Below are 19,491 nucleotides of genomic sequence, written 5' to 3'. Positions count from 1 at the left end.
GGCAACGCCGCCACCCGGCTCAGGCATTTAATGGAATCTGTTATGACTCAAATCGACCGCCTGCTTGGCATCATGAAACGCCTGCGCGACCCGGAAAACGGCTGCCCGTGGGATAAAGAGCAGACTTTCGCCACCATTGCGCCTTACACGCTGGAAGAGACCTACGAAGTGCTGGACGCGATTTCGCGCGAAGATTTCGACGACCTGCGCGGTGAGCTGGGCGACCTGCTGTTCCAGGTTGTGTTCTACGCGCAGATGGCGCAGGAAGAGGGGCGCTTTAACTTTGACGATATCTGCGCCGCTATCAGCGACAAGCTGGAGCGTCGTCATCCGCATATTTTTGGCGATGCCTCCGCAGGCAACAGTGCGGAAGTGCTGGCGCGCTGGGAGCAGATAAAAAGCGCCGAACGCGCTGAAAAATCCCAGCACTCGGCGCTGGACGACATTCCCCTGAACCTTCCCGCGCTGATGCGCGCGCACAAAATTCAAAAGCGCTGCTCGGCGGTAGGGTTTGACTGGAACTCTCTCGGCCCGGTGCTGGAAAAAGTGCACGAAGAGATCGACGAAGTGATGCATGAAGCGCAGCAGGCCGTTGTGGATGAAGCAAAGCTGGAAGAGGAGATGGGCGATCTGCTGTTTGCGACCGTCAACCTTTCGCGCCACCTCGGTGTAAAAGCGGAAACCGCCCTGCAAAAAGCGAACATTAAATTCGAGCGACGCTTTCGCGAAGTTGAGCGGATTGTGGCCTCGCGCGGCCTGGAAATGAGCGGGATTGACCTCGACGCGATGGAAGAAGTCTGGCAGGAAGTAAAACGCCAGGAACATGATCTCTAACGAGATTTTGCGATCAAGCGCAATTTGTGTGATTTTTTAAATGACAAGCGCTTGATTTGCGTCAAAAACATTTACCCAAAAGGGGCTATTTTCTCACTCCTTATGTTTGTCATGGCCTGGAGTGGAGACGGAGAATGAAAGTTTGTGGCGCTCGTCGTGTTCGGGTATACTACTTTCCCGTCCTGGTTATTCCATCGTTTCACCCTAACTTCTCAGGTTCAGCATGACAACGAACTATATTTTTGTGACCGGCGGGGTCGTATCCTCTCTGGGTAAAGGCATTGCCGCAGCCTCCCTCGCAGCCATTCTTGAAGCCCGTGGCCTCAATGTGACCATGATGAAACTGGATCCGTACATCAACGTCGATCCTGGCACCATGAGCCCAACCCAACACGGGGAAGTGTTCGTTACTGAAGACGGCGCTGAAACCGATCTGGATCTTGGCCACTACGAGCGTTTCATCCGTACCAAAATGACCCGTCGTAACAACTTTACGACTGGCCGTATCTACTCTGACGTTCTGCGTAAAGAGCGCCGTGGTGACTACCTGGGCGCGACCGTGCAGGTCATCCCACACATCACTAACGCCATCAAAGAACGTGTCCTTGCCGGTGGCGAAGGGCATGACGTTGTGCTGGTTGAAATCGGCGGTACCGTAGGGGATATCGAATCCCTGCCGTTCCTCGAAGCGATTCGTCAGCTGGCGGTAGATATTGGTCGTGAGCACGCGCTGTTCATGCACCTGACGCTGGTGCCTTACATGGCGGCAGCAGGTGAAGTGAAAACCAAACCGACTCAGCACTCTGTTAAAGAGCTGCTCTCCATCGGTATTCAGCCTGACATCCTGGTTTGCCGTTCCGATCGCGCGATTCCGGCGAACGAACGCGCGAAAATTGCATTGTTCTGTAACGTGCCTGAAAAAGCCGTTATTTCAATGAAAGATGTCGATTCCATTTATAAAATCCCGGGCCTGTTGAAATCACAGGGTCTGGACGATTATATTTGTAAACGATTCAGCTTGAACTGTCCGGAAGCTAACCTGTCTGAATGGGAGCAGGTGATTTACGAAGAAGCCAATCCGGGCGGCGAAGTGACTATCGGTATGGTCGGCAAGTACATCGAACTGCCGGATGCCTATAAGTCAGTTATCGAAGCGCTGAAACACGGTGGTCTGAAGAATCGCGTCTCTGTGAACATCAAGCTGATTGATTCACAGGATGTGGAGACGCGCGGCGTTGAAATTCTTAAAGATCTGGATGCTATCCTCATCCCTGGCGGCTTCGGCTACCGTGGTGTTGAAGGCAAGATCGCCACTGCACGCTATGCGCGTGAAAACAATATTCCATACCTCGGTATCTGCCTGGGTATGCAGGTTGCGCTGATTGAATTTGCGCGCAACGTAGCGGGAATGGAAAACGCGAACTCTACGGAATTTGTGCCAGACTGTAAGTACCCTGTTGTGGCGCTGATTACGGAATGGCGCGACGAAGACGGTAACGTCGAAGTCCGTACCGAGAAGAGCGATCTGGGTGGCACCATGCGTCTTGGCGCACAGGCCTGCCAGCTGTCCGACGATAGCGTGGTACGCAAGCTGTACGGCGAGCCGGTCATCACCGAGCGCCATCGTCACCGCTATGAAGTCAACAACATGTTGTTGAAACAAATTGAAGCTGCGGGTCTGCGTGTTGCGGGCCGTTCCGGGGATGATCAGTTAGTCGAGATCATCGAAGTGCCTAACCATCCGTGGTTCGTGGCCTGCCAATTCCACCCGGAATTTACTTCAACGCCGCGTGACGGGCATCCGCTGTTTGCAGGCTTCGTGAAAGCCGCCAGCGAGTACCAGAAGCGTCAGGCGAAGTAAAAAAAGTTAGAACGGCAACGCGTACCTTTGGTACGCGTTGTTTGTCTGGAGTTTTAGTTTAACTTGTACTGAGGAAAATCTAATGTCCAAAATCGTTAAAGTCATCGGTCGTGAAATCATCGACTCCCGTGGTAACCCGACCGTTGAAGCTGAAGTTCATCTGGAAGGTGGTTTCGTCGGTATGGCTGCGGCTCCATCAGGTGCTTCTACAGGTTCCCGCGAAGCGCTGGAACTGCGTGATGGCGACAAATCCCGTTTCATGGGCAAAGGCGTACTGAAAGCGGTTGGCGCTGTTAACGGTCCTATTGCTCAGGCTATCGTTGGCAAAGATGCTAAAGATCAGGCTGGCATCGACAAGATCATGATCGATCTGGACGGTACTGAAAACAAATCTAACTTCGGTGCGAACGCAATCCTGGCCGTTTCCCTGGCGAACGCCAAAGCGGCAGCGGCAGCTAAAGGCATGCCACTGTTCGAGCACATCGCTGAACTGAACGGCACCCCAGGCAAATACTCCATGCCTGTACCAATGATGAACATCATCAACGGTGGTGAGCACGCAGACAACAACGTTGATATTCAGGAATTCATGATTCAGCCAGTTGGCGCGAAAACCCTGAAAGAAGCGGTACGTATGGGTTCTGAAGTGTTCCACAACCTGGCTAAAGTTCTGAAAGCTAAAGGTATGAACACGGCTGTTGGTGACGAAGGCGGCTACGCGCCAAACCTGGGTTCTAACGCAGAAGCACTGGCTGTTATCGCTGAAGCGGTTAAAGCAGCAGGCTACGAGCTGGGCAAAGACATCACCCTGGCGATGGACTGCGCAGCATCTGAATTCTACAAAGACGGTAAATACGTTCTGGCCGGCGAAGGCAACAAAGCGTTCACCTCTGAAGAGTTCACCCACTTCCTGGAAGACCTGACCAAACAGTACCCAATCGTTTCTATCGAAGACGGTCTGGACGAGTCTGACTGGGATGGTTTCGCATACCAGACCAAAGTACTGGGCGACAAAATCCAGCTGGTTGGTGACGATCTGTTCGTAACCAACACCAAGATCCTGAAAGAAGGCATCGAGAAAGGCATCGTTAACTCCATCCTGATCAAATTCAACCAGATCGGTTCTCTGACCGAAACGCTGGCTGCGATCAAAATGGCGAAAGACGCTGGCTACACCGCGGTTATCTCTCACCGTTCTGGCGAAACTGAAGATGCTACCATCGCTGACCTGGCTGTTGGTACCGCTGCTGGCCAGATCAAAACCGGTTCTATGAGCCGTTCTGACCGTGTTGCTAAATACAACCAGCTGATTCGTATCGAAGAAGCGCTGGGCGAAAAAGCACCTTACAACGGTCGTAAAGAGATCAAAGGCCAGGCATAAGCCTGAACCTTCGTTCTTATGAAAAAACCCGCTTCGGCGGGTTTTTTGTTTTCTATAGCAGAAGCGGCAACGTGGCGCTTGCCGTTTGCTGGCTAACGTCACCGTAATGGCTGTCTACTGCAATAAGGGAAGTGGTTAGCAGTTCAACCAGCAGCATCACGCCAACCTTGGCGTTGAGCGCACCCGCGCTCAGCGGTCCCTCGGGTTTGGCTGCAACCAGCTGTAAATCGCTCAGGGAGGCCAGCGGGCTGCGGGGCGTATTGCTGAGCGCCAGTACCTTAACGCCCCTCTTGCGGGCGAGTTTCACCACGTGAAGCAGATCCCGTGTAGAGCCGGAACTTGAGATGGCCACCACCAGCGTCTCTTTCGAGAGCGTCGTCGCATTCATGGCGGCGCGATGCATATCGCTAAACAGCTGTGCAGGTTTGCCGAGTCGCAGCAGCTTGTAATGCAAATACTCCCCCAGAATTGCGCTGGCCGCCACCCCGTAAATTTGCACTGACTGCGCCTGATGCAGGGCCAGTGTCGCCTGTTCAAGCTGGGCCCGGTCGAGGAGTTTTGCGGTATCTTGCAGCGCCTGGACAGACTCATCCACCACGTTATCTATTGCATCTCCTGCCTGACGCTCTGGCAAACCCTGCTGAATATCCAGCGCAAGCGCCATTTTAAATTCGTTATATCCCTTACAGCCCAGCGTGCGGCAAAGGCGTGTGACGCTGGCCTCGCTGGTGCCGCTTTCACGCGCCAGCTCGGTGATCGTCAGGTAGAGCACCCTGGCAGGATCGTTGAGGACAAACTCCCCCAGTTTTTGTTGCGTTGGGCTGTACCCGGAAGCCTCCTGGCGTAGCTTCAGCAGCAGGTTTTCATGGTCCGACATGCTAGATCCTTAATGCGTTTCTCTGCCAACTAGTGTGGCGGAAAGCGGGGGAGAGATGCCAGTCATTTCGAAAAAGTATGATCGGTGTCCTGGTTTTTGGTGGTAATTTTCATAATTAAAAATACATATGGTAAAAATTTTCATCAATAACCAGGGGGATAAAAAAATGATGCAAATGTTCAGCGGAGCGTCTTCCGGCGGATGGTTTGAAAAAGCGCAGCGCTTCGGCAAATCCTTTATGTTACCCATCGCCATACTGCCCGCAGCAGGTCTGTTGCTGGGGATCGGCGGGGCGCTATCGAATCCAAATACGCTTACTGCGTATCCATTTTTAGACGTTGGCTGGCTACAGGCCATCTTTACCATCATGAGCAGCGCAGGCTCGATTGTGTTTGCAAACCTGTCGGTACTGTTTGCTGTTGGGGTCGCCGTTGGGCTGGCGAAAAATGATAAAGGCACGGCAGGGCTGGCGGCGTTGCTCGCTTATCTGGTGATGAATGCCACTATCAATGCGCTGCTGATCCTGACCGGAAAACTGGCGCATGAGAACCCGGGCGCCGTAGGGCAGGGCATGACGCTGGGTATTCAGACGCTTGAAACGGGCGTGTTTGGTGGGGTAGTTATTGGGCTGGTGACCTGCGCACTGCATCATCGGTTTAATAAAATTGCGCTTCCGCAATTCCTGGGCTTTTTTGGCGGCTCACGCTTCGTTCCCATTATCAGCTCACTGGCGGCGATACTCGTCGGCGCGCTGATGACCGTGGTCTGGCCGCATTTTCAGAAGCTGATCTTTGGCCTCGGCGGGCTGGTGGATGCCACTGGCTATCTGGGGACTTTGCTGTACGGCTTCATCCTGCGCATGCTTGGCCCGTTTGGTTTGCACCACATCTTCTATCTTCCGTTCTGGACCACCGCGCTTGGCGGCAGTGAAATTGTTAACGGTCACCTGGTTGAGGGCACGCAGCGGATCTTCTTCGCCCAGCTCGCCGACCCGAACACGCAGCATTTCTATGAGGGCACGTCGCGCTTCATGTCCGGGCGCTTTATTACCATGATGTTTGGTCTGCTCGGCGCCTGCCTTGCGATGTACCACACGGCCAGGCCGGAGAACAAAAAGCGGGTTGCCGGGCTGCTGCTCTCTGCGGCGTTAACCTCATTCCTGACGGGAATTACCGAGCCCATAGAGTTCTCATTCCTGTTTATTGCCCCGGTGCTGTACGTCATTCATGCGCTGTTTGACGGGCTGGCGTTTATGCTCGCGCACATGCTGCACATCACCATCGGACAAACATTCTCCGGCGGGTTTATTGATTTCGTGCTGTTCGGCATTTTGCAGGGGGAAGCGAAAACTAACTGGATGTTCGTCCCGCTGGTGGGCGTACCGTGGTTCTTCCTTTACTACTGTACCTTCCGCTATCTGATCAAACGTTTTGATTTTGCCACGCCGGGCCGTGAAAAGGAGGCGTTGGCTGACGAGGCTACTCTGCCGCAAAGCGAGCGCGCCGCGGCGGTGATCGCCGGGCTGGGTGGAAGAGACAATCTGGATGACGTTGACTGCTGCGCCACGCGCCTTCGCGTCACGGTGAAAGACGGTAGCAAAGTCAATGAATCTGCACTGAAAGCGACCGGCGCGCGCGGCGTTATCGTCCACGGCAACGGTGTCCAGGTCATCTATGGCCCGCACGTCACCATTATCAAAAACGAAGTGGAAGAGATTTTATCGTAATGAAAACTGTACTGGATAACCTGAAAGGAAAACTGGTCGTCTCCTGCCAGGCGCTGGAAAACGAACCGCTGCACAGCCCGTTTATTATGTCGCGAATGGCGCTGGCGGCGGCCCAGGGCGGTGCCGCGGCGATCCGCGCCAATAGCGTGGCGGATATCGAGGCTATCAAAGGGCTGGTCTCACTGCCGGTCATCGGCATCATCAAACGGGACTATCCGGATAGCGAGGTGTTCATTACCGCGACGCTCAAAGAAGTGGATGAGTTGATGGCGGTCGGCCCGGAGATCGTTGCGCTGGATGCGACCGCCCGGAAACGGCCCGGTGGCGGATCGCTGGACATGCTGATCGCGCAGATCCGCACCCGTTACCCTTCGCTGCTGCTGATGGCGGATATTGCCACCGTGCAGGAGGCCGTGGCCGCGCAGGTGCTGGGGTTTGATTGCGTCGGAACCACCCTTTACGGTTATACGGCGGAGACTGCGGGCCATTCGCTACCGGAAAATGACTGCGCGTTTTTGAAAGAGGTGCTGTCTGCCGTCACGATCCCCGTGATTGCTGAAGGTAACGTGGATACGCCTGAACGCGCGGCCAGGTGTCTGGCGCTGGGGGCGCACACGGTTGTCGTCGGCGGGGCGATCACCCGACCACAGCAAATTACGGAACGGTTTATGGCGGCAATTGGCGCGCAAAGCACCGATGGAGCATGATCATCTGACGGGGATCTGCGATACTTATCGTTTATCCCCTTAACAGAGTTGACTATGCAGTACCCGATTAACGAGATGTTCCAGACCCTGCAAGGCGAGGGTTACTTTACCGGCGTTCCCGCTATCTTTATTCGTTTACAGGGATGCCCGGTTGGCTGCGCCTGGTGTGATACCAAACATACGTGGGATAAGCTCGCAGATCGGGAAGTGTCGCTGTTCAGCATTCTGGCGAAAACCAAAGAGAGCGATAAATGGGGCGCGGGCAGCGCGGAAGATCTGCTTGCCATCATTGGTCGTCAGGGCTGGACGGCGCGGCATGTGGTGATCACCGGCGGGGAACCCTGCATTCACGATCTGATGCCGCTCACCGAACTGCTCGAGAAGAACGGCTATAGCTGTCAGATCGAAACCAGCGGCACCCATGAAGTGCGCTGCTCCCATTCAACGTGGGTCACGGTTTCACCAAAAGTGAATATGCGCGGCGGGTATGACGTACTGTCGCAGGCGCTTGAGCGTGCTGATGAGATCAAACATCCGGTGGGGCGCGTGCGTGACATCGAAGCGCTGGATGAACTGCTGGCGACGCTGACGGACGAAAAGCAGCGCGTGATCGCGCTACAGCCTATCAGCCAGAAAGACGATGCGACCCGTCTGTGCATTGAAACCTGTATCGCCCGCAACTGGCGGCTGTCGATGCAGACGCACAAATATCTGAACATTGCCTGATACTTTTGTGGCCCCGCTTAACGCGGGGCTTTTGTTGTTGGCAGTAAAGCCCAGGTCACGACTGCCGACCCAAGGCAAATCGCACTGTTGAAAAGCAAGGCATACTGCGCGGCACTGGCCGTTCCCATCGGCAGCCATAGCGCGTACAGCGATGCGGTGACCGCGATACCCATTGCGCCGCCCAGGGAACTGCCCATCTTATAGATCCCAGAAGCCACCCCCACTTTGTTTTCAGGGGCATTCATTACCGCCGTGTCCGTTGAGGGCGTGGCGTAACATCCGAGCCCCAGCCCGAATAAAATATTGCTCAGAAAAACGGTGACAATGTAGACCTCTTTGCTTAAGAAGGTGCATGAAATCAGCGAAATACCTGTTGCGGTCAGCAGCGGGCCGGTCATCATCGGCAGCCTGGCGCCATAGCGCTGAAGCAGTTTTTCACCCACCCGGATCATCGCCAGTACGGTAACCAGATACCCCAGCGTCATCATGCCGGTCTGTAGCGGTGACAGATGATGGCCCTGCTGCAACCAGATGCTGGCGATCATCATGGTGCCAATGCAGCCGTTGAGCAGGAAATTTGAGAATACCGAGGCGCTATAGGCCCGGTTTTTAAACAGGGCGAAATCGATCAGCGCCGCATCGCCTTTCCGCCGCCCGGTAACGACAAAACACATCAGTGCAATCACGGCTCCACACAGTACAAGAAGCGATAAACTGCTGCTCCAGCCCCAGCTGTGTCCTTTGCTGATAAACAGATTGAACAGCACCAGCATAAGGACAAAACTCACCAGGCCGCTGATATCCAGTTTGTGTCGACACGCATCAGGGCTGCGGCTTTCCGGCGTGGCGCGGATAAGCAATAGCGCGACCAGCGCTACCACCATCGACAGAATAAAAATCCAGCGCCAGCCCAGCGTGGTGGCGATGGCACCTCCCACAAACGAGCTCAGGCCACTCCCGCCCCATGAACCGATAACCCAGAAACTGATTGCGCGCTGGCGTGCTTTACCTTCATACCAGGTTTTAATCAGCGCCAGCGTGGCGGGCATAATGCAGGCCGCTGATAGCCCCTGTATCGCTCGTCCCAACAGAAACAGGACGGGCTCCCATGAAATGAACAGCAGACCACTCCCGATCATGCTCAGGATCAGGCCAATCATGGTCAGGCGCATGCGCCCAAACTTATCGGCAAACCCACCGCAGGCGACGACAAAACAGCCGCTGAACAACGCGCTCAGGCTGACGGCCAGCGTAAGGGTTTCGAGGGCAATATCGAGGCTATTCTGCATGGCCGGAACCACGTTGATAACCGACTGGGCAAACAGCCAGAATGTCAGAACGCTCATGACGATACCCGCCAGCAGCCGATCGTTACCGGCGTAGGCGGATGCGCCTGTCAGGGAAACGGTACTCATAGTGCAGCCCTCCCGGGAAGGTGCGAATCAGCGCAGATAGTGTTCGGTCAGTGCGGCCCACAGCGCCGCGCCGGTGAGGAGAATGTTGTCGTTAAAGTCGTAGCCCGGGTTATGTACCATGCAGCTGTCAGGCTCATCCCCGGCGCCAAGCGTGAAATAGCATCCATTGGGATTTTTCTCGAGCATGAAAGCAAAGTCCTCGCTGCCCATAAACGCATTGACCTCCGCGACGGCATCCTGACCGAACAGATCGGTGGCGACGCTGCGCACCATCTCGTTGGCTTGCGGATTGTTTTTCAGCACCGGGCTGCCGTTAATGTGTCGAATGGTGGCCGTCGCATTGAAACTTTCCGCCTGTGCAACGGCGATATCATGGATACGCTGTAACACGGTTTGCCGCACGCGTTCATCCAGCGTGCGCACGGTAAGTTTCATCAATACTTTGTCGTTGATAATGTTGGGAGCGTGCCCGGCCTGAATGCTGCCTACGGTAACGACGGCAGGCTGGAAGGGGGTAATGTTGCGCGAAACAATGGACTGCAACGCGATAGTGATATGACAGGCAACCAGGGTGGCGTCAACGGTATGTTCTGGCACCGCGCCGTGCCCCCCCACGCCGTTAACCTCAATATGAAGGGTGTCGGAAGAGGCCATCATGGCGCCATCGCGCAGACCAATTTTTCCGAGGGGCTGTGACGGCATATTGTGCAGACCAAAGATGTGGTCGCAGGGGAACAGGTCAAACAAACCGTCCTCTACCATAACGCGTCCGCCATACAGAAGTTCTTCCGCGGGCTGAAAAATAAGGTGCAGCGTGCCGTTAAAATTGCGGGTGCGTGCCAGGTACTCCGCTGCATACAGGAGCGTTGTGGTGTGGCCGTCATGACCGCAGCCGTGGAATTTACCCTCAACGGTACTGCTCCACGCCTTGCCGTTGTTTTCCTGCATTGGCAGCGCATCCATATCGGCGCGCAGGCCCAGGCGTTTATGCCCGTTACCCACCTTCAGTGTGCCAACCACACCGGTTTTCGCCAGGCCGCGATGAACCTCATATCCCCATTCCTGAAGCAGCGCTGCAACGCGATCGCTCGTGTTGTGCTCCTCAAAACCAATTTCAGGATGCTGATGAAAATAGCGACGTAATTCAGTGAACCGAGCTTCGTTGCCACGCAGAGCTTCGATAATTGGATGTGTCATTTTTGTTATCCTTTTTCTGCCAAACGATGATAATTTCGAGTCTATGACGATCGTCCCGCCTGAAAATGCATTTTTTTGTTGTAAAGCGACGGCTTTATTTTGATTGTTTTTCATACAATTCAGTTATGACAAAAAAGATCAGGTCATTTTTTGTCTTTGGTGAGGGGTAAGATGGCGCAACGGGGAGATGAGTTTTGGATAGAGATTCAGGACATTCGCCACTGCGTGGAGGATGAAGGCGATACGCTAACGTTGCTCTGGGTGCTGGAAGGGCGGGCAGAGCTGAACACCGATGTGGGACGTGACATCCTGGAGGCCAATACCCTTGCTATCATCAACCGTCATCGGCGCTGGCAGTTCACGAGCGAAACGGCAAATGTCACCCTGCGCGTAACCCTTTCCGGGCGCTGGGTCGTCCAGCTCTGCAATGATTTTTTTGCCCATGATTATGCTGTACCGGCAGAAGCCGGAGGCGTCTGGCCCCAATGCGATGCGCTTCGCGATCTGCTGCGCCAGCTTCTTGTGGTCACCCTCATCAACGACCCGCACCGCTACCGGCTGGAGGCGTACCGCTGGCTGAGCGAGATATTGCTGTTGCTGACCAGCCGCTTTCAACAGCCCGCCCGTATGCTGTCCCGGGAACTTTCATCAGCGCACAGCAAACGCATCGCCCGGGTGATAGAGCGGATCAATGCCAGTTATTCCCGCCGTATTACGCTTGCGGAAATCGCCGCGAGTGAATATGTCTCTGAAGCCTGGCTCTCTCGTCTCTTTCGCAAGGAGGTGGGGATCAGTTTCATGCAGTACATCACCCACCTGCGGCTGGAAAAGGCGGCCGACGCTCTCCGGCTGACGAACCGACCGCTGCACCAGATTGCGCTTGAGCAGGGTTTCGCCAGCACGCGTATGATGAGCGATCGGTTCAGGCGTGTTCACAATATGTCTCCGGGTGAGTTTCGTAAGGCCCGGCGCCAGCACCCGGAGGCGGCACGTATTCGGACGGACAGGCGTGAGCAGCGCTATCCGGTCGCCGTGGACAAGCTGTTTAGCCTGCTCAATGAACCGGTGGCGCGCGGTTGGGGAGCCTCGCCGCTCATCGTTCATCCGCAGCAGGAGCAGAGCCTGGATCTTGAGCAGCTTAATCCTCTTTCTGCCTCGCTGCGCCGTATGCGGGTGGTCATTACCCTGCGTGAGCTCGACGATTTGCTGCGTGAGGACGTTCGACAAAATCTGGAGGCGATAAATGAGGCCATTCCCATTGAGGGGATTGATATCGCCGAACCTTTTCTCAGCAGTCGACTGTTTGCCACCGGGTGGGATGACCCCCAGATGGCGGGCTACGCCTGCTGGTACAATCTGCATCAGCTCTTCACCTGGCTGGCAAAAAAGCAGTGGACGGTGCTACTGCACACCGGCGTAACGACCCGTCGCGATCTTCTTACCCGTTTTTTACAACAGTCGGTTAATCATTTTTCGCCAGAGATCACCGCGGGCTGGCACTTCGTCATGCACTGGTCAACACAGGCAAGTGAGGAGACCCGGGAGCAGGTCTGGCTGGCCCAGCAAAAGGCGATACGAACTTATCTTCCGCAGGCAAAGTTTGGTTTATGGCACCGATTTGCCCCCGTCAGCGCGGGCGTAAGCGAGGATACCCTGTTCAGTTCAGCCATCCTGATGCAGGCCGATTTTCTTGCCTGTTCGGCCGATGCCAATGAGCTTCTCGATCCCGCGCAGTTGGAGGCAACCCCTCTCTCCTCAACGGAAAATTATCCGATACTGAAGGTCCGCCAGATCCTCGCTGCCCTTCGCTTGCGTAAATGTTCGCTTCCCGTCTGGCTTCTCTCCTGGAATACCCTCACCGGCAACACGCGGGCGACAAACGGCTGGTTTTTTCGTGGGGCGCTGCTGATGCAGAACCTGCTCGGGCTTTCGGAGCAGGTCTGGCTGGCGGGATTCTGGCTCAATTCGGGCCTTCAGGGAGAAGCCCGTGCGAACAACACCATCGATACCTCAAGCCTGGCGCTACAGTATAACCATGGTCTGCCGCGTCCGGTTTATTGGGTACTCTGGCTCTGGCAACGTCTGCGGGGCGAGGTGCTGGTCAATGATAAGCGTGTCCTGCTTACGCGCCATCGCAATGGTTATCAGCTGTTGCTGCGTAATGTGGTGGTTTTTAATCCGCTCCTTTCCAGTGAAGAAGCCTTCATCCAGCGTTTTCGCCAGCAGTATCATTTACACCTGAAGGGAATGCGCGGTAAATGGCGAATTAAATGCCATCTTTTTGATCAGCACAACGGCGCGCTCTATCCGTTGCTTGAAGGGGTTGGCAGCGAAAGCGGCCCTGATGAAGAGATGTGGCGCTGGATAGCGCATAAAGCGCGTCCAACGCTTTCCGTACGCGATGAACGCCTTTATGACGGCTGGCAACTGACTGAATCACTGGAGAGTAATGCGCTGGTGCTCTACGAGTTTACGCCGCTCGTGCCTCGTGAGGCCGAAACGGAGGAGATTCACTCCCCGCGGTAGACGCAGCCTGCCGTGCAGGTCTCTTTGATCATCACCGCGCTCAGCAGCGGCACCAGCGGTTTCATCTGATCCCAAATCCATTTCGCCAGCACTTCGCTGGTCGGGTTTTCAAGGCCCGGAATATCATTCAGATAGTAGTGATCGAGACGATCGTAGGTCGGCTTAAACGCAGCCTTCAGTTCGGCAAAGTCCATGATCCAGCCCGTATGGGGATCGACTTCACCGGTGATTTCAAGACGCACCATAAACGAGTGTCCATGCAGGCGGCCACATTTGTGCCCGGCAGGAACGTGTGGAAGGTGGTGTGCGGCTTCGAAGGTGAAATCTTTAAACAGTGTGGTGGACATCATAGCTCTCAGGAATGCGGAAAAAACCGCCGCATAGTACCGGAAAGCACAATTTTTATCATTAACTAAAACGGCTCTGAACGGTCACCGCCTCGTATTCATGGTGTTTATCGGCCTTTATTGTTTTATTTCAGATAGTTATTTAATCGCTTTTATCGTTAAGAACGATAACTAAAACAGGTTAGTCCATTTGGTTATTTATTATTTCCATCCCTTCTTTAATTGTTATTATCCCCGCCGTTAACCTTATCTTCAGTTTGGATTTATTCGCTTAAAGTCCGCTTTGCTACTGGAACATAACGACGCATGACAACACAGGCCCCACCTTCAAATTTGCTTCCCCTTAACCCGGAGCAACTGGCGCGCCTACAGGCCGCGACTTCCGATTTTTCACCCACCCAGCTCGCCTGGGTCTCCGGCTATTTCTGGGGAATGCTCAATCAGCAGCCGGGTGCTGTGGCTGGCGTCCCGCCAACGGCCGTTGAAATTCCTGCCATCACGCTTATCTCCGCTTCGCAAACGGGTAATGCCCGTCGTGTGGCCGAAGCGCTGCGTGATGACCTGCTCGCCGCGAAGTTGAACGTCAACCTGGTCAACGCCGGGGATTATAAATTCAAACAGATCGCGTCAGAAAAACTGCTGGTGGTGGTGGCGTCAACGCAGGGGGAAGGTGAGCCTGCGGAAGAAGCCGTCGCGCTGCATAAGTTCCTGTTCTCGAAAAAAGCGCCCAGGCTGGAGGGCACCGCCTTTGCCGTCTTCGGCCTCGGTGATACGTCCTATGAATTTTTCTGCCAGTCCGGTAAAGACTTCGACAGCAAGCTGGCGGAGCTGGGTGCAGAGCGCCTGCTGGATCGCGTAGACGCTGATGTCGAATACCAGGCCGCCGCCGCCGAATGGCGGACGCGCATCGTTGAGGTGCTGAAGGCCCGCGTCCCGAAAGAGACGCCAGCGCAAGCCGCCGTTATCGCAGCGGGCACCGTCAACGAAATCCACACCAGCCCTTACACGAAAGAGGCGCCGCTGACGGCGAGCCTGTCGGTAAACCAGAAAATCACGGGCCGTGATTCGGAAAAAGACGTGCGCCATATCGAAATCGACCTCGGTGACTCCGGCCTGCGTTATCAGCCTGGCGATGCGCTGGGCGTCTGGTATCAGAACGATCCGGCGCTGGTGAAAGAGCTGGTCGAGCTGCTGTGGCTGAAAGGCACGGAGCCGGTCCAGGTGGAAGGTAAAACCTTACCGCTCTCTGAGGCGCTTCAGTGGCATTTCGAGCTGACGGTGAACACCGCCAATATCGTTGAAAACTACGCCACCTTAACGCGCAGCGAGTCCCTTCTGCCGCTGGTGGGGGACAAGACGAAGTTACAGCATTACGCCGCGACGACGCCGATTGTCGACATGGTGCGTTTCTCCCCGGCACAGCTGGATGCCGACGCGCTGATCGGCCTGCTGCGTCCGCTGACGCCGCGTCTTTACTCCATCGCCTCTTCACAGGCGGAAGTGGAAAACGAAGTCCACATCACCGTTGGCGTGGTGCGTTACGACATCGAAGGCCGCGCGCGGGCGGGCGGGGCGTCGGGCTTCCTGGCCGACCGCGTGGAAGAAGAGGGCGAGGTGCGCGTCTTTATCGAACACAACGACAACTTCCGCCTGCCGGCAAACCCGGAAACGCCGGTGATCATGATTGGCCCGGGCACCGGCATCGCACCGTTCCGCGCCTTTATGCAGCAGCGTGCAGCGGACGAGGCGCCGGGTAAAAACTGGCTGTTCTTCGGCAACCCGCATTTTACTGAAGATTTCCTCTACCAGGTTGAATGGCAGCGCTACGTCAAAGAGGGCGTGCTGACCCGCATCGATCTGGCCTGGTCCCGCGATCAGAAAGAAAAAGTATACGTACAAGACAAACTGCGCGAACAGGGCGCAGAGCTGTGGCGCTGGATCAATGACGGCGCCCACATTTATGTCTGCGGCGACGCCAATCGCATGGCGAAAGACGTTGAGCAGGCACTGCTGGAAGTGATTGCCGAATTCGGCGGTATGGATGCCGAAACGGCGGATGAATTTTTAAGTGAGCTGCGCGTAGAGCGCCGTTATCAGCGAGATGTCTACTAATGAGCGAAAAACATCCTGGCCCACTGGTGGTCGAAGGCAAACTGTCTGATGCCGAGCGCATGAAGGTAGAGAGCAACTACCTGCGCGGTACCATTGCCGAAGATTTAAATGACGGCCTGACCGGCGGTTTCAAAGGCGACAACTTCCTGCTGATCCGTTTCCACGGTATGTACCAGCAAGACGACCGCGATATCCGCGCCGAACGTGCCGAACAGAAGCTGGAGCCGCGTCATGCGATGCTGCTGCGCTGCCGCCTGCCGGGTGGCATCATCACCACCAAACAGTGGCAGGCGATTGACAAGTTTGCCGGTGAAAACACGATTTACGGCAGCATCCGTCTGACTAACCGTCAGACCTTCCAGTTCCACGGCATTCTGAAGAAAAACGTCAAGCCGGTGCACCAGATGCTGCACTCCGTGGGGCTGGACGCGCTGGCGACCGCCAACGACATGAACCGTAACGTGCTTTGCACCTCGAACCCGTATGAGTCCGAGCTGCACGCCGAAGCGTACGAGTGGGCGAAGAAGATCTCCGAGCACCTGCTGCCACGCACGCGTGCCTATGCGGAGATCTGGCTCGATCAGGAGAAAGTCGCGACCACGGACGAAGAGCCGATCCTCGGTCAGACCTACCTGCCGCGCAAATTCAAGACCACGGTGGTTATCCCGCCGCAGAACGATATCGACCTGCACGCCAACGACATGAACTTCGTGGCGATTGCCGAAAATGGCAAGCTGGTCGGCTTTAACCTGCTGGTGGGCGGCGGTTTGTCCATCGAGCATGGGAACAAGAAAACCTATGCCCGCACCGCGAGCGAGTTCGGCTTCCTGCCGCTGGAGCACACGCTGGCCGTGGCTGAGGCGGTGGTTACTACCCAGCGCGACTGGGGCAACCGTACCGACCGTAAAAACGCGAAAACCAAATACACCCTGGAGCGCGTGGGCGTCGAGACGTTCAAAGAAGAAGTGGAGCGTCGCGCGGGGTTCAAGTTTGAGCCGATCCGCCCTTACGAATTCACCGGTCGCGGCGATCGCATTGGCTGGGTGAAAGGTATCGATAATAAATGGCACCTGACGCTGTTTATTGAAAACGGTCGTATTCTGGATTATCCGGGCCGCCCGCTGAAAACCGGTCTGCTGGAAATTGCGAAGATCCATAAAGGCGAGTTCCGCATTACCGCCAACCAGAACCTGATTATTGCCGGCGTGCCGGAAAGCGATAAGGCGAGAATTGAAGAGCTGGCGCGCGATCATGGGTTGATGAATGCGGTTAAACCGCAGCGTGAAAACTCGATGGCCTGCGTGTCGTTCCCGACCTGCCCGCTGGCGATGGCCGAAGCGGAACGTTTCCTGCCGTCCTTCACTGATAAAGTGGAAGCGATTCTGGAAAAACACGGTATTCCGGACGAGCATATTGTTATGCGCGTCACCGGCTGCCCGAACGGCTGCGGTCGCGCGATGCTGGCCGAGCTGGGTCTGGTGGGCAAAGCGCCGGGTCGCTATAACCTGCACCTGGGCGGTAACCGTATCGGGACGCGTATTCCGCGTATGTACCGTGAAAATATTACGGAACCGGAAATTCTTGATTCCATCGACGAGCTTGTCGGGCGCTGGGCGAAAGAGCGCGAAGCGGGTGAAGGCTTCGGCGACTTTACGGTGCGTGCGGGCATCATTCGCCCGGTGCTCGATCCCGCAAGGGATTTCTGGGAGTAACGCATCCTTTGCCCGGTGGCGCTTCGCTTACCGGGCCTACGGGTTTTGTAGGCCGGGCAAACGCAGTGCCGCCCGGCAAAACAGGCAAACGAGGTTCTTATGTCCGTACTCGATCTAAACGCCCTTAATGACCTGCCAAAAGTCGAACGCATTCTGGCCCTGGCAGAAACCAACGCCCAGCTGGAAAAACTCGACGCCGAAGGGCGCGTGGCGTGGGCGCTGGAAAACCTGCCGGGTGACTATGTGCTGTCGTCAAGCTTTGGCATCCAGGCGGCGGTCAGCCTGCACCTGGTGAATCGGATCCGCCCGGACATTCCGGTGCTCCTCACCGATACCGGCTATCTGTTCCCGGAGACCTACCAGTTTATTGACGAGCTGACGGACAAGCTCAAGCTGAACCTCAAAGTTTACCGCGCGACGGAAAGCGCGGCCTGGCAGGAGGCGCGCTACGGCAAGCTGTGGGAACAGGGCGTTGAGGGCATTGAGAAATACAATGAGATCAACAAGGTCGAGCCGATGAACCGGGCGCTGAAAGAGCTGAACGCTCAGACCTGGTTCGCGGGCCTGCGCCGCGAGCAGTCCGGGAGCCGGGCAACGCTGCCGGTGCTGGCGGTGCAGCGCGGCGTGTTCAAAGTGCTGCCGATCATCGACTGGGATAACCGCACGGTGTACCAGTATCTGCAAAAGCACGGGCTGAAGTACCATCCGCTGTGGGATCAAGGCTACCTGTCGGTAGGCGACACCCACACTACGCGTAAATGGGAACCGGGAATGGCGGAAGAAGAGACGCGATTCTTTGGGCTGAAGCGCGAGTGCGGGCTGCACGAAGGGTAATGTTTTTTCGCCCGGTGGCGCTGCGCTTACCGGGCCTACAACGGCACAAAACGTAGGCCCGGTAAGGCGTAGCCGCCACCGGGCTTAACGACATCAGGCTTTCCCTGCTTTCGCCAGCTCCTTCACCAGCGGCAGCATCACTTTCACGACATCCCGGCTGCGGTGCTCAATCCGCTGCGGCAGCGCTTTATCAATGTGCTGCTGATTATCCAGCCGCACATCATGCCAGCTGGTCCCGTCCGGAAAGGCTTTCGATTTGCTGCGCTGCTGATAGCCATCTTTTTTGCCCAGCGCCCAGTTCGTCGCCTCGACGTACAGCACCGGAATGCCCGCCTTATCAAACACTTCACCGTCATTACAGCAGCCTGTGCCTTTAGGATACTGCGGGTTACCGCCCGGATTTGTCGCGGCATAGACGCCATGCGTGCGGGCAAGCGCCAGCGCGCGGTCGCGGGTGAGTTTACGTACGCTACTCGGCGTGCTCTGTCCGCTATTAAAATAGAGCTTATCCCCCACGATCAGATTATCGAGGTTAATCACCAGCAACGTATTTTTCTTCTCCTCAGCGCTCATGCGCTTAAGGAGATTCTCAGCGCCGAGTTTTCCTTCTTCTTCGCCGCTGGTCGCAACAAAGCGAATGCTGTATTTCGTCGGAATATTCTTCAGGCGTTCGGCCAGCTCAAGCATCACGCCCAGACCCGCCGCATTGTCATCCAGTCCCTGAAGCGTCAGCCCGCCGAGGTTATTATCGACATCGGCGTCGCTCAACGGCGTGTAGGTATCAAGGTGCGCCATAATAATAATCTGCTCAGCCGCCTTTCCTTCGTGCGCCGCAATAACCGTGCTGCCGGTTACGTTATGCCAGTTTTGCGTTTTATTGCGTGTGGTATAGATGTAGCGGCTGTGGAAAGCGCGAATGTCGCTCTCATAGCCCATATCCGCAAATTGCTGACGGATATAGTCTGCCGAGAGCATCTCGGCTGGGGTTCCGGTCATACGGCCCGGAAAGACCGTCGCAATATGCCGCGCCTGCATACTGGCTATTTCACCGTAAGATTGATTTTTTGCCTGAGCCGGAAGGATAAAGCAAACGCCGAGCGCCAGGGCAACGAATCGGTGGCGCATTGCGGAAAACATAGTGAGTCCTTAAAAACAGAGCAAAATTTTAACCCGCATAGTATGAAACTGTGATCGGGTAGACACAATTTGAATTGCTCCTAAATGCCCGAAATTTCG

General features: G+C 55.7%; 15 protein-coding genes. 10 read left to right on the top strand and 5 right to left on the bottom strand.

Features of this window, described 5'->3' with window-relative positions; genetic code table 11:
* Positions 1–42: 42 nt before the first annotated feature.
* The 3 genes from mazG to eno all read left to right on the top strand — a co-directional run bounded on the left by mazG (position 43) and on the right by eno (position 4,076).
* Positions 43–834 carry a nucleoside triphosphate pyrophosphohydrolase gene (gene mazG / locus ACOTY5_RS10725; protein WP_017382826.1) on the top strand — a complete coding sequence of 264 codons (792 nt, stop codon included), beginning with the start codon at positions 43–45 and terminating at the stop codon, positions 832–834.
* A 223-nt stretch (positions 835–1,057) separates the two neighbouring features.
* Entirely contained in the window at positions 1,058–2,695 is a 1,638-nt protein-coding gene (pyrG, locus tag ACOTY5_RS10720) for a glutamine hydrolyzing CTP synthase (RefSeq protein WP_003862718.1), read from the top strand.
* An 82-nt stretch (positions 2,696–2,777) separates the two neighbouring features.
* The gene (gene eno / locus ACOTY5_RS10715) at positions 2,778–4,076 is read left to right on the top strand and encodes a phosphopyruvate hydratase (RefSeq protein ID WP_006811784.1); all 1,299 of its coding nucleotides are present in this window, start codon (positions 2,778–2,780) and stop codon (positions 4,074–4,076) included.
* A 52-nt stretch (positions 4,077–4,128) separates the two neighbouring features.
* On the opposite strand, the gene ACOTY5_RS10710 is transcribed toward eno, so the two are convergent.
* Positions 4,129–4,953 (bottom strand): MurR/RpiR family transcriptional regulator, encoded by an 825-nt coding sequence (locus ACOTY5_RS10710; RefSeq protein WP_015571725.1) that lies wholly within the window; start codon positions 4,951–4,953, stop codon positions 4,129–4,131.
* Between the two features lie 166 nt (positions 4,954–5,119).
* Here ACOTY5_RS10710 and ACOTY5_RS10705 point away from each other — a divergent pair, with 166 nt between their 5' ends.
* Genes ACOTY5_RS10705 through queE form a run of 3 tightly spaced genes read left to right on the top strand, consistent with a single transcriptional unit; the run spans position 5,120 to position 8,112 of the window.
* On the top strand, positions 5,120–6,679 hold the full coding sequence (locus ACOTY5_RS10705) for a maltose/glucose-specific PTS transporter subunit IIC (RefSeq protein ID WP_045142001.1): 1,560 nt from the start codon (positions 5,120–5,122) through the stop codon (positions 6,677–6,679).
* A complete protein-coding gene (locus tag ACOTY5_RS10700) occupies positions 6,679–7,386 on the top strand; it encodes an N-acetylmannosamine-6-phosphate 2-epimerase (protein ID WP_045141982.1) in 708 nt (235 codons plus the stop codon). The genes ACOTY5_RS10705 and ACOTY5_RS10700 overlap by 1 nt, the downstream gene beginning before the upstream one ends.
* 54 nt (positions 7,387–7,440) lie before the next feature.
* Positions 7,441–8,112 carry a 7-carboxy-7-deazaguanine synthase QueE gene (gene queE / locus ACOTY5_RS10695; RefSeq protein WP_006811780.1) on the top strand — a complete coding sequence of 224 codons (672 nt, stop codon included), beginning with the start codon at positions 7,441–7,443 and terminating at the stop codon, positions 8,110–8,112.
* A gap of 17 nt (positions 8,113–8,129) precedes the next feature.
* On the opposite strand, the gene ACOTY5_RS10690 is transcribed toward queE, so the two are convergent.
* The gene (locus tag ACOTY5_RS10690; protein ID WP_032102901.1) at positions 8,130–9,527 is read right to left on the bottom strand and encodes an MFS transporter; all 1,398 of its coding nucleotides are present in this window, start codon (positions 9,525–9,527) and stop codon (positions 8,130–8,132) included.
* Between the two features lie 27 nt (positions 9,528–9,554).
* A complete protein-coding gene (locus tag ACOTY5_RS10685) occupies positions 9,555–10,724 on the bottom strand; it encodes a M20 aminoacylase family protein (RefSeq protein WP_062934067.1) in 1,170 nt (389 codons plus the stop codon).
* 171 nt (positions 10,725–10,895) lie between these two features.
* Between ACOTY5_RS10685 and ACOTY5_RS10680 the strand changes: the two genes are divergently transcribed.
* Positions 10,896–13,250: a helix-turn-helix domain-containing protein gene (locus ACOTY5_RS10680; protein ID WP_045141983.1), complete on the top strand. Its 2,355-nt coding sequence runs from the start codon at positions 10,896–10,898 to the stop codon at positions 13,248–13,250.
* Here ACOTY5_RS10680 and queD read toward each other — a convergent pair.
* On the bottom strand, positions 13,235–13,600 hold the full coding sequence (queD, locus tag ACOTY5_RS10675; RefSeq protein WP_006811776.1) for a 6-carboxytetrahydropterin synthase QueD: 366 nt from the start codon (positions 13,598–13,600) through the stop codon (positions 13,235–13,237). The two genes, ACOTY5_RS10680 and queD, sit on opposite strands and share 16 nt — an antisense overlap.
* Positions 13,601–13,903: 303 nt before the next feature.
* Between queD and cysJ the strand changes: the two genes are divergently transcribed.
* The 3 genes from cysJ to cysH all read left to right on the top strand — a co-directional run bounded on the left by cysJ (position 13,904) and on the right by cysH (position 18,255).
* Entirely contained in the window at positions 13,904–15,709 is a 1,806-nt protein-coding gene (gene cysJ, locus ACOTY5_RS10670) for an NADPH-dependent assimilatory sulfite reductase flavoprotein subunit (protein WP_421631914.1), read from the top strand.
* A complete protein-coding gene (gene cysI, locus ACOTY5_RS10665) occupies positions 15,709–17,421 on the top strand; it encodes an assimilatory sulfite reductase (NADPH) hemoprotein subunit (RefSeq protein ID WP_045141985.1) in 1,713 nt (570 codons plus the stop codon). Before cysJ ends, cysI begins: the two co-directional genes overlap by 1 nt.
* Positions 17,422–17,520: 99 nt before the next feature.
* Entirely contained in the window at positions 17,521–18,255 is a 735-nt protein-coding gene (gene cysH / locus ACOTY5_RS10660) for a phosphoadenosine phosphosulfate reductase (protein ID WP_421631913.1), read from the top strand.
* 93 nt (positions 18,256–18,348) lie between these two features.
* Here cysH and ACOTY5_RS10655 read toward each other — a convergent pair whose 3' ends face one another.
* Positions 18,349–19,392, bottom strand: a complete 1,044-nt coding sequence (locus tag ACOTY5_RS10655; protein ID WP_015571715.1) for an aminopeptidase — start codon at positions 19,390–19,392, stop codon at positions 18,349–18,351.
* Positions 19,393–19,491: the final 99 nt, after the last annotated feature.

The organism is Enterobacter cloacae complex sp. SHL018 (assembly GCF_049237905.1).
GTDB classification, from domain to species: domain Bacteria; phylum Pseudomonadota; class Gammaproteobacteria; order Enterobacterales; family Enterobacteriaceae; genus Enterobacter; species Enterobacter hormaechei_C.
The sequence above is the reverse complement of the archived record's forward strand: the minus strand, read 5'-3'. Positions and strand labels throughout refer to the sequence as shown.

Coding starts and splice junctions, on each gene's coding strand:
- mazG (WP_017382826.1), top strand. CDS start 43: ATGACTCAAATCGACCGCCTGCTTGGCATCATGAAACGCCTGCGCGAC.
- pyrG (WP_003862718.1), top strand. CDS start 1,058: ATGACAACGAACTATATTTTTGTGACCGGCGGGGTCGTATCCTCTCTG.
- eno (WP_006811784.1), top strand. CDS start 2,778: ATGTCCAAAATCGTTAAAGTCATCGGTCGTGAAATCATCGACTCCCGT.
- ACOTY5_RS10710 (WP_015571725.1), bottom strand. CDS start 4,953: ATGTCGGACCATGAAAACCTGCTGCTGAAGCTACGCCAGGAGGCTTCC.
- ACOTY5_RS10705 (WP_045142001.1), top strand. CDS start 5,120: ATGATGCAAATGTTCAGCGGAGCGTCTTCCGGCGGATGGTTTGAAAAA.
- ACOTY5_RS10700 (WP_045141982.1), top strand. CDS start 6,679: ATGAAAACTGTACTGGATAACCTGAAAGGAAAACTGGTCGTCTCCTGC.
- queE (WP_006811780.1), top strand. CDS start 7,441: ATGCAGTACCCGATTAACGAGATGTTCCAGACCCTGCAAGGCGAGGGT.
- ACOTY5_RS10690 (WP_032102901.1), bottom strand. CDS start 9,527: ATGAGTACCGTTTCCCTGACAGGCGCATCCGCCTACGCCGGTAACGAT.
- ACOTY5_RS10685 (WP_062934067.1), bottom strand. CDS start 10,724: ATGACACATCCAATTATCGAAGCTCTGCGTGGCAACGAAGCTCGGTTC.
- ACOTY5_RS10680 (WP_045141983.1), top strand. CDS start 10,896: ATGGCGCAACGGGGAGATGAGTTTTGGATAGAGATTCAGGACATTCGC.
- queD (WP_006811776.1), bottom strand. CDS start 13,600: ATGATGTCCACCACACTGTTTAAAGATTTCACCTTCGAAGCCGCACAC.
- cysJ (WP_421631914.1), top strand. CDS start 13,904: ATGACAACACAGGCCCCACCTTCAAATTTGCTTCCCCTTAACCCGGAG.
- cysI (WP_045141985.1), top strand. CDS start 15,709: ATGAGCGAAAAACATCCTGGCCCACTGGTGGTCGAAGGCAAACTGTCT.
- cysH (WP_421631913.1), top strand. CDS start 17,521: ATGTCCGTACTCGATCTAAACGCCCTTAATGACCTGCCAAAAGTCGAA.
- ACOTY5_RS10655 (WP_015571715.1), bottom strand. CDS start 19,392: ATGTTTTCCGCAATGCGCCACCGATTCGTTGCCCTGGCGCTCGGCGTT.